The 8417-nt window shown below is 67.6% G+C and carries 7 protein-coding genes; all 7 read left to right on the plus strand.

What is annotated here, in order from left to right; genetic code table 11:
• The first annotated feature begins 34 nt into the window (after positions 1-34).
• Positions 35-796, plus strand: coding sequence for an IclR family transcriptional regulator (locus V7067_RS03755; protein ID WP_334174541.1), 762 nt, complete (start codon positions 35-37; stop codon positions 794-796).
• Positions 797-1157: 361 nt separating this feature from the next.
• Positions 1158-2432, plus strand: coding sequence for a sugar ABC transporter substrate-binding protein (locus tag V7067_RS03760; protein ID WP_334174542.1), 1275 nt, complete (start codon positions 1158-1160; stop codon positions 2430-2432).
• Positions 2429-4012 (plus strand): sugar ABC transporter ATP-binding protein, encoded by a 1584-nt coding sequence (locus tag V7067_RS03765; RefSeq protein ID WP_334174543.1) that lies wholly within the window; start codon positions 2429-2431, stop codon positions 4010-4012. Before V7067_RS03760 ends, V7067_RS03765 begins: the two co-directional genes overlap by 4 nt.
• Before the next feature lie 15 nt (positions 4013-4027).
• Positions 4028-5029, plus strand: a complete 1002-nt coding sequence (locus V7067_RS03770) for an ABC transporter permease (RefSeq protein ID WP_334174544.1) — start codon at positions 4028-4030, stop codon at positions 5027-5029.
• Between the two features lie 44 nt (positions 5030-5073).
• A complete protein-coding gene (locus V7067_RS03775) occupies positions 5074-5844 on the plus strand; it encodes an SDR family oxidoreductase (RefSeq protein WP_334174545.1) in 771 nt (256 codons plus the stop codon).
• Between the two features lie 25 nt (positions 5845-5869).
• Positions 5870-6622, plus strand: a complete 753-nt coding sequence (locus V7067_RS03780) for an SDR family oxidoreductase (protein ID WP_334174546.1) — start codon at positions 5870-5872, stop codon at positions 6620-6622.
• A gap of 118 nt (positions 6623-6740) precedes the next feature.
• Positions 6741-8375, plus strand: a complete 1635-nt coding sequence (locus V7067_RS03785) for an NAD(P)/FAD-dependent oxidoreductase (RefSeq protein WP_334174547.1) — start codon at positions 6741-6743, stop codon at positions 8373-8375.
• The last annotated feature ends 42 nt before the right edge of the window (positions 8376-8417 follow it).

The following is an 8417-nucleotide window of genomic DNA, read 5'->3' on the forward strand; positions in this document are numbered from 1 at the left end:
GAGGCGGGGCAGGAGAGGCGGGGCAGGAGAGGCGATGACGATTTCCGAACGGGACATCATGGGCGGGCTCGCCAAGGGGCTTGCCGTGATCGAGACCTTTTCGGCCGCGCACCCCCGGCAGTCGATTGCCGAGGTGTCGGCGGCCTCCGGGCTCGACCGGGCAACGGCGCGGCGCTGCCTGCTGACGCTCGCCTTCCACGGCTATGCCGACTACGACGGCAAGTTCTTCACCCTCACGCCGCGGGTGCTGCGTCTGGGCACGGCGTGTCTGGCAACGATGCCGCTGCCGCAGATCGTGCAGCCGCTGCTGGACCGGCTGTCGGACGAGATCGGCGAGAGTTCCTCCGTCGCCATCCTCGACGGGGCGGAGATCGTCTATGTGGCGCGTGCCGCCCAGCGCCGGGTGATGTCGATTGCCCTGATGCCCGGCTCGCGGCTGCCGGCATTCTGCACGTCCATGGGGCGGGTGATGCTGGCTGCCCTGCCGGAGGCGGAGGCCCGCGCGCTGCTGGGCCCCGGCCCGCTGCCCGCCCGCAGCCCCTTCACGCGAACCGACCCGGAAGCGGTGATGGCGGAACTGGCCCGGGTGCGGAGCGATGGTTTTGCGGTGATCGATCAGGAGGTGGAAGCGGGACTGCGCTCGATTGCCGTGCCGGTGCTGAACGCGCGCGGGCGCACGGTGGCGGCCCTCAATGTCGGTCTGGCGGCCGGCCGGGCCGCACCGGAGGCGCTTGCCGGTCTGTTCCTGCCGCGGCTGCAGGCGGTGCAGGCCGAACTGCGCCGGATGCTGCGCTGAGGGGACGGGGCGGCGCCCGCGCGGAAGCCGTTCCGCCGCCTGTCCGCCCGCCGGCCCGGCCGTCGCCCGCTCTCTCCGGCCCGGCCCCCGCATCCCCGTGCCGGGCGCCCGCAAAGAGGCGGCTGTCCGGGTGCAACTGGCCGCTCCCGCCCGCTTCCCGGCGCGCCGTCGGGTTCATCGCGCCGTCGCTGTCGATGATAATACGATCATCCCGTCTTCCTCCTTGCTTGACTGTAATACGATAATACGATAACAAGAGCCTATTGGACGACAGAATCCGATGTCGCGCGGCCAGCCGCCGACCAGCACCGGCAAAAAAGCCGGCCGCCTGCACGCCCAGCGCAGGCACGGGAGGAAACAGATGAAAAAGAGTGACTCCGCTGAAAGCCGGATCGTGGCTTTCGGCAACGCCCTCAGCGAGCCTTTTTCACGGCGCGTTTTCATGCAGCTTGCGGCGGCGGCCGGCATCACCGGCGCCATCGGCCTGCCCGGCGCCGGTGCGCGCGCGGCGGAGGCGGATATCCGGCGCGGCAAGATCATCTATCAGATCGATGTGCTGCACTCTTACTGGGTGGAGTGGGTGAAGGGCTTCGATGCCACGACCCGCGCGCTCGGCCTTGAGGGCGCGCAGATGCTGCACGGCTCCGACCCCGCCACCCAGATCAGTCAGGTCCGCTCTGCCCCGCAGCTCGGCGCGAAGATGTTCATCGGTCTGCCGTTCCCGGATGGCGCCGTGCCGCAGATCGCGCGCGTTCTGCAGCAGGCGGGCATCTATTATTCCAACGTCTGGGAACAGCCCGCGTGGTTCTCGCCGGTCGATGTCGGCGATTACTATGTGCAGTATTCCACGCCGAACTCGATGCTGGCCGGCTACGAAGTCGCCCGGGTTCTGTTCGAGAAGATCGGCGGCGAAGGCAAGGTGGTGCACATCCTCGGCCTGCCGACGCCCACCGATGCGTTCCGCACCGCCGGCGTGCAGAAGGCGGCGGCCGAGTTTCCCGGCATTCAGCTTGTCGGCAACCTGCGCACCAAATGGGACCGTGAATCCGGCCGCGATGCGATGCTCTCCATGATCACCGCCCATCCGGACCTGAAGGCGGTGATGGCCCAGAACGACTCCATCGCCGAAGGTGTGCTGGCGGTTCTGGACGAGCGCGGCCTCAAGAACATTCCGGTCGGCGGCATCGACGGCCTGCCGGACGGGCTGCGGTCCGTTTTGTCGGGACGGCTGGCGGCCACCCACTCCTCGCTGCCGCCCTATCAGGCCGCCTTCATGGTCACATCGGTGTTCGACGCGCTGAACGGCTGGAAGCCGACGCTGCCGGAGCGGATGATGTACACGGAATCGGCGCTGATCACCGCCGATAACGCCCAGCTCTATCTTGACCGGCTCTATGGCCCGCAGGGCGCCGAATATGACTGGTCGAAGATGAGCCGCACGCTCAACCCGGAAACCTGGGATCCGCAGGCGCGCATTCTGCCCATCGATCCGCAGAAGCATTTCGCGCTGTTTCCGGAAAACCGCGCCCGCCTCAATCCGGCCTATTCGGAGGCGGCGGCGCCGGCCGAGTTCGAGCGCGTCACCCGGCTCTATGCCGATCATTACCGGACCGGGCCGTTCAAGGCGAAGGCATGAGCGAGATCGCAAGGGTTTCCCCGGACCGGGGAGAGCCGGAGCGGCCTTTCCGCAGCGCGGCTGCGCCCGCGCTTGAGCTTGCGGATATCAGCAAGGCCTATAACGGCATCCCGGCGGTTCAGAACGTCAGCTTCACGCTGCAGAAGCACCATGTGCTGGGACTTGTCGGCGAGAACGGCGCCGGCAAGTCCACCATCCTCGGCGTCATCAACGGCGTGGTCTCGCCCGACCGGGGCAGGCTGGCCATCCACGGCCGGGCCGTCACCTTCGGGCACCCCGACGAGGCGGCGCGGCACGGCGTGGCGACGGTGTTCCAGGAGCAGGGGCTCGTCGCGCAGCTGCGCGTCTGCGAAAACATGTTCCTCGGGCGCGAGACGCGCTTTTCCGTCGGCGGCGTGCTGCGCCGCCGGCAGATGATTGCCGAGGCGCAGGCCGTGCTCGACGATCTCGGCATCGACAATGTCGATCCGCGCGCCGTCACCGGCGACCTGTCGTTCGGCCAGCGTCAGCTTGTCGAAATCGCCCGCGCCTTTGCGCTCGCCCGCGTCTATCCGGTGGAGCCGGTGATCCTGCTCGACGAGCCGACCTCGGCGCTCTCCGAGAAGGAGGCGCAGAAGCTGTTCGACGGCATCCAGCGCTGGCGCAGCAAGGCCTCGATCATCATCGTGTCCCACGCGATGGCCGACATCTTCCGCTGCTGCGACGAGATCGTGGCGCTGAAGGACGGTCAGGTCGTGGCCCAGCTCGCCACCGCCGAGACCAGCCCCGACGGGCTGCACGAGCTGATCGTGGGCCGCAAGCGCGAGGAGGAATATTACAAGGAGTTCCGCCAGCGCGAGCCGGGCGCGCGGGTCGTGCTCTCCGCCCGCGGCCTCAGCCGGGCGGCAGCGGTGAAGGCGGTTTCGTTCGATCTGCGGGAGGGCGAGATCCTCGGCTTTGCCGGCGTGCTGGGGGCAGGCAAGTCGGTGGTCGCCAGCATGGTTGCCGGCCTGACCCCGCGCGACGCCGGCGAGGTGCTGGTGGAAGGGCAGAAGCTTGCCTCCGGCTCCAGCTTTCAGGCGATCTCGCAGGGCATCGGCTATGTGCCGGCCGAGCGCGGCCTGGCCGGCATCATCGCGGCCCATTCGCTGGAATGGAATCTCACGCTGCCGGCGCTCTCGAAGGTGATGGGGGCGGGCGGCATCGCCATCTCGCCGCAGAAAAGCGCCGCGGTCACCGATTTCTGGCTGAAGCGGCTGCGGGTGCGGGCCCCGGGGCGCCATGCGCCGGCGCGCGCCCTTTCCGGCGGCAACCAGCAGAAGGTGGTGTTTGCCAAGTGGCTGGCGCGCGGGGTGCGCATCCTCGTGCTCGACGAACCCGGCCGCGGTCTCGATGTCGGTGCCAAGGAGGAGATCTACGATCTGATCCGCGACATCGCCGCAGAAGGAACCGCGGTCCTTCTCATCTCAGACAACCTGCCGGAACTCATCGGCCTGTCGAACCGCATTCTGGTGATGCGCAAGGGCGAGGTGACGGCGGAGTTTCAGGCGGCCCGCGGCGACAAGCCGGAAGAAGCCGCCATCGTCCGACACATGCTCTGAGGGAGGGCGCCAGTCATGCCCACGACCACCACCACGACCGATGCCATCCCGGCAAGGCCGGGCCCCGCGCGGCTGCCGGCATTGTCCGGCGCCTATGCGATCCTTGCCCAGCTTGCCGCCCTGATCGTGCTGATCGCCTTCTTCACGCTGCAGAACCGGCTGTTCTTTTCGGTGTCGAATTTCCAGAACATCGGCATGCAGTCTTCCGTGCTGCTCATGGTGGCCCTCGCCGGCACGCTGGTCATCATGATCGGTTCCATCGATCTTTCGGTCGGTGCCACGGTTGTGCTGGCCACGCTGGTCACGGCCATCTGCGTCGACCGGTTCGGCAGCGCCGGCGGCATCCTCGTCGCCGTCGCGGTCGGCATGGCGGTCGGGCTCGTCAACGGCGGCCTGCTCGTCTGGCTCAAGGTGCCGTCGTTCCTCTCCACGCTGGGCATGATGTCGGTGCTGGCGGGCATCGCCGGCCATGTCTCCGGCGGCATCGCGATCATCTACCAGAACTGGGCCTATACGGACCTGATCAACGGCGCGTTCCTTTTGGGGCTGCCCAATGTCGCGACGGTGTCGCTGCTGGCGGCGCTGGCGCTCACCTTCGTGTCGCTGCGCACCCGCTTCGGCCGCTATCTCTATGCCATCGGCGGCGGCGAGGTGGTGGCGGCCAACTCCGGCGTGCCCATCCGGCGCTACAAGATCCTCGCCTTCACGGTCTGCGGGGCGCTGTGCGGCCTCGCCGGGGCCATGCTGGCCGGTCAGGTCGGTGCCGGCACGCCTGCGGCAGGCTCGGATATCCTGCTCAATTCCATCGCCGCGATCGTGATGGGCGGCACCGCCCTTTCCGGCGGCGTCGGCGGTCCCCACCGCACCATCCTCGGCGTGCTGCTCATCGCCATTCTGTCGAACGGCATGGACGTGACCGGCGTCGGCGGCTTCACGCAGGACATCGTCAAGGGGCTGGTCATCATCGTCGCCGTCGCCCTGACGACCGACCGCAAGAAATATCAGTTCATCAAATGAGCCAGGGACCGTTCTGCCGCTGTCGCGGCCGTGCGGGAGGAAACATGACCAACGGACGCCTGAACGGAAAGGTCGCCATCATAACCGGCGGCGCCAGAGGAATTGGCAAGGCAACCGCGATGCGGTTTGCGGAAGAGGGCGCTCTGGTCGCCATCTTCGATGTGCTCGGCGAAGGCGAACTCGTCGCCGCCGGGCTGCGGGCCGGCGGGGCCCGGGCCGTCTTCATCAAGACCGATCTCACCCGCGAACACCGCGTGGCAGAGGCCGTGGCCGACGTGATCGCAACGTTCGGCACCGTCGATATCCTCGTCAACAACGCGGCGACGCCGGGCGTGAACAAGCTCGTTCACGAAATGAGCGAGGCGGAGTGGGATGCGGTCTTCAACATCAACGTGAAAGGCACTTTCTTCGCCACCAAGCACGTGCTGCCGCAGATGATGGCGAAGAAGGCCGGTTCCATCGTCAATTTCTCGTCGATCTACGGGCTGATCGGCTCCGCCGACCTGCCGGCCTACCACGCCACCAAGGGCGCGGTGCTGCTGATGACGAAGACCGACGCCATCTGCTACGCGCCCTACGGCATCCGGGTGAACGCGGTCCATCCCGGTTCCACCAAGACCGAACTGTTTTTGCAGGCCGCGGACAGCTGGCCCGGCGGGCGGGCGGATTATCTGGCGATGATGGGATCAAAACATCCCCTCACGCTGGGCGAGCCGGTCGATGTCGCCAACTGCGTGCTGTTCCTCGCCTCCGACGAAGCCCGCTTCGTGACGGGTGCAAGCCTCGTCTGCGACGGCGGCTACACGGCGCAATGAACACCAGCAAACGGGAAGACACGCCATGGAACTCAGGGACAGGGTCGTCATCGTCACCGGCGGGGCGCGCGGCATCGGGCTGGCGATTGCCCGGGCGGTGTGTGCCGCCGGGGGATGCGCCGTCATTGCCGACCGGGCCGGGGCGGAGGCGGCCGCCGGCACGCTTCGCGCCGCCGGCCATGCCGCCGAGGCCGCCACCCTCGATGTGACCGACAGCGCGGCTGTCGATGCGCTGACCGACGATGTCGCCCGCCGCCACGGCCGCATCGACGGCTTCGTGGCCAATGCCGCCTTCGCCAACGCCAGCACCCTGCTCGACCACACCGATGCGGAGTGGCGCGGCGTGATGGCGGTCAATCTCGACGGCGTGTTCTATTCGGTGCGCGCCGCCGGGCGGCACATGGTGAAGGCGGGGCGGGGCTCCGTGGTGGTGATTTCCTCGGTCGCCGGCGTGCGGGCCGTGCGCCCGGAGGTGCATGCCGCCTACGATGTCTCAAAGGCCGCGGTGGCCCATCTCGCCCGGGTCGTCGGGGTGGAGTGGGCGAAAAGCGGCGTGCGCGTCAATGCGGTCGGCCCCGGCTACACGGAGACCGAAATGCTGCGCGCGGTCGGCATCGAGCACCCGGAGGTGATGGCCCGCTGGCTTGACGACATGCCGAACGGGCGGCTGCTCCAGCCCGACCAGATCGCCGCCGTCGTCGCCTTCCTGCTGTCCGATGCCTCATCGGCGATCAATGCCCAGCTCATCATGGCCGACGCCGGCTACAGCGCGTTCTGAAACAGCCGGCCTGAGAAAGGGCGCGCGAACGGGCGCCCCGCAAAGACAAGCAGCCGGCCGGCGGCCGGCGGAAACAAATGACCGGCACAAGCCGGCCGGGAGGACAGGAAACTCTGCGATGACTGACACCACGAAGAAACCCGTCGAAAAGCTCGACGCGCTGATCCTCGGGGCCGGCTTCGCCGGTCTGGCCATGCTGCACAAGATGCAGAACAAGCTCGGCATGAAGGCCCGGGTGCTGGACAAGGCCGGCGGCGTCGGCGGCACCTGGTACTGGAACCGCTACCCCGGCGCCCGGTCGGATACCGAAAGCTGGGTCTATTGCTACAGCTTCGATCCCGCCCTCTACCGGGAGTGGAAGTGGACGGAGCGCTATCCGCGTCAGGCCGAGATTCTGGCCTATCTGGAGCACGTCGCCGACCGTTTCGACCTGCGCCGCAACATCCGGCTCAACGCGCTGGTGACCAGTGCGCACTGGAACGAGAGGTCGCAGCGCTGGGATATCGAGACGAGCGACGGCGACCGTTTCGCCGCGCGCTATTTCATCACCGGCCTCGGCCTGCTTTCGGCGGCCAACAAGCCGCTCTTTCCCGGTGAGGAGACCTTCAGGGGCCGGGTGCTGCACACCGGCAACTGGCCGACGACGCCGGTGGACTTCACCGGCAAGCGTGTCGGCGTGATCGGCAATGGCTCCACCGGCGTTCAGGTGGTGGTGGAAACCTCGAAGGTCGCCGGGCATCTGGTGCTGTTCCAGCGCACGCCGCAATATTCCGTGCCGGCGCGCAACCATCCGGTCGATCCGGCATTCCTCGACGGGATCGCCGACAATCTGGAGGCCTATTTCGACCGCGTGCGCCGTTCCGCCACGGTGTTCGCCTTCGAGGAGGCGCGACAGGGCGCGATGGAGGTTTCCGCGGACGAGCGCGAGGCCGTCTACGAGAAGGCGTGGCAGGACGGCGGCGGCTTCAACTTCATGTTCGGCACGTTCAGCGACATCGCCACCAACCGGGAATCCAACGCCACCGCCGCCGACTTCATCCGCCGCAAGATCGCCGCTGTCATCTCCGACCCGGAGAAGCGCGAAATCATGACGCCGACCGATCTCTATGCGCGCCGGCCGCTGTGCGACAATCATTTTTACGAGGCGATCGACCGGGAGAACGTGTCGGTCGTCGATGTCCGCAAGGCGCCGATCGTCGGGTTTACCGAAAACGGCATCCGCACCGCCGACGGCGAGATCGCGCTCGATTATGTGATCTTCGCCACCGGCTTCGATGCGGTGACCGGCAATTTCGTGCGCATCGACATTCGCGGCCGCGACGGGCTGAAGCTGCGCGACCACTGGGCACAGGGGCCGCGGGCCTTCCTCGGCCTGTCGGCGGCGGGTTTTCCCAACATGTTCTCGCTCTATGGCCCGCCCGGCCCCTTCACCAACCAGCCGCCGGCCATCGAGTGGCAGGCGGAATGGGTGTCGGAGGCGATCCGCTACATGGAGGAGCACGGCCTCTCCACGATGGAGGCAACGCGGGAGGCCGAACAGGGCTGGCTTGACGAGTGCATCCGCATCGAGGCGATGACGCTGTTCGGCAAGCTCGACTGGTGGGTTTCCGGTGCCAACATTCCCGGCAAGGCAAAGGCGGTCAGCTTCTACATGGGCGGTTTCGGCGCGTACATGAAGCACGCCGAAGCCTGTGCCGAAAACGGCTACAGCGGCTATGCGCTCGCCGGGGCGCAGGCGGCAGCCGCCGAATAGGCCGGCTCGCGCCCGCTCGTCCGCTGCCCGCTTGCCGCTGCC

The sequence above is a fragment of the Pseudoxanthobacter sp. genome, from assembly GCF_036822375.1.
Classification (GTDB): domain Bacteria; phylum Pseudomonadota; class Alphaproteobacteria; order Rhizobiales; family Segnochrobactraceae; genus Pseudoxanthobacter.

Bases quoted from the DNA above. Each gene is read 5' to 3' on its own strand.
- V7067_RS03755 (WP_334174541.1), top strand. From the start codon at position 35: ATGACGATTTCCGAACGGGACATCATGGGCGGGCTCGCCAAGGGGCTT.
- V7067_RS03775 (WP_334174545.1), top strand. From the start codon at position 5,074: ATGACCAACGGACGCCTGAACGGAAAGGTCGCCATCATAACCGGCGGC.
- V7067_RS03785 (WP_334174547.1), top strand. From the start codon at position 6,741: ATGACTGACACCACGAAGAAACCCGTCGAAAAGCTCGACGCGCTGATC.
- V7067_RS03770 (WP_334174544.1), top strand. From the start codon at position 4,028: ATGCCCACGACCACCACCACGACCGATGCCATCCCGGCAAGGCCGGGC.
- V7067_RS03760 (WP_334174542.1), top strand. From the start codon at position 1,158: ATGAAAAAGAGTGACTCCGCTGAAAGCCGGATCGTGGCTTTCGGCAAC.
- V7067_RS03765 (WP_334174543.1), top strand. From the start codon at position 2,429: ATGAGCGAGATCGCAAGGGTTTCCCCGGACCGGGGAGAGCCGGAGCGG.
- V7067_RS03780 (WP_334174546.1), top strand. From the start codon at position 5,870: ATGGAACTCAGGGACAGGGTCGTCATCGTCACCGGCGGGGCGCGCGGC.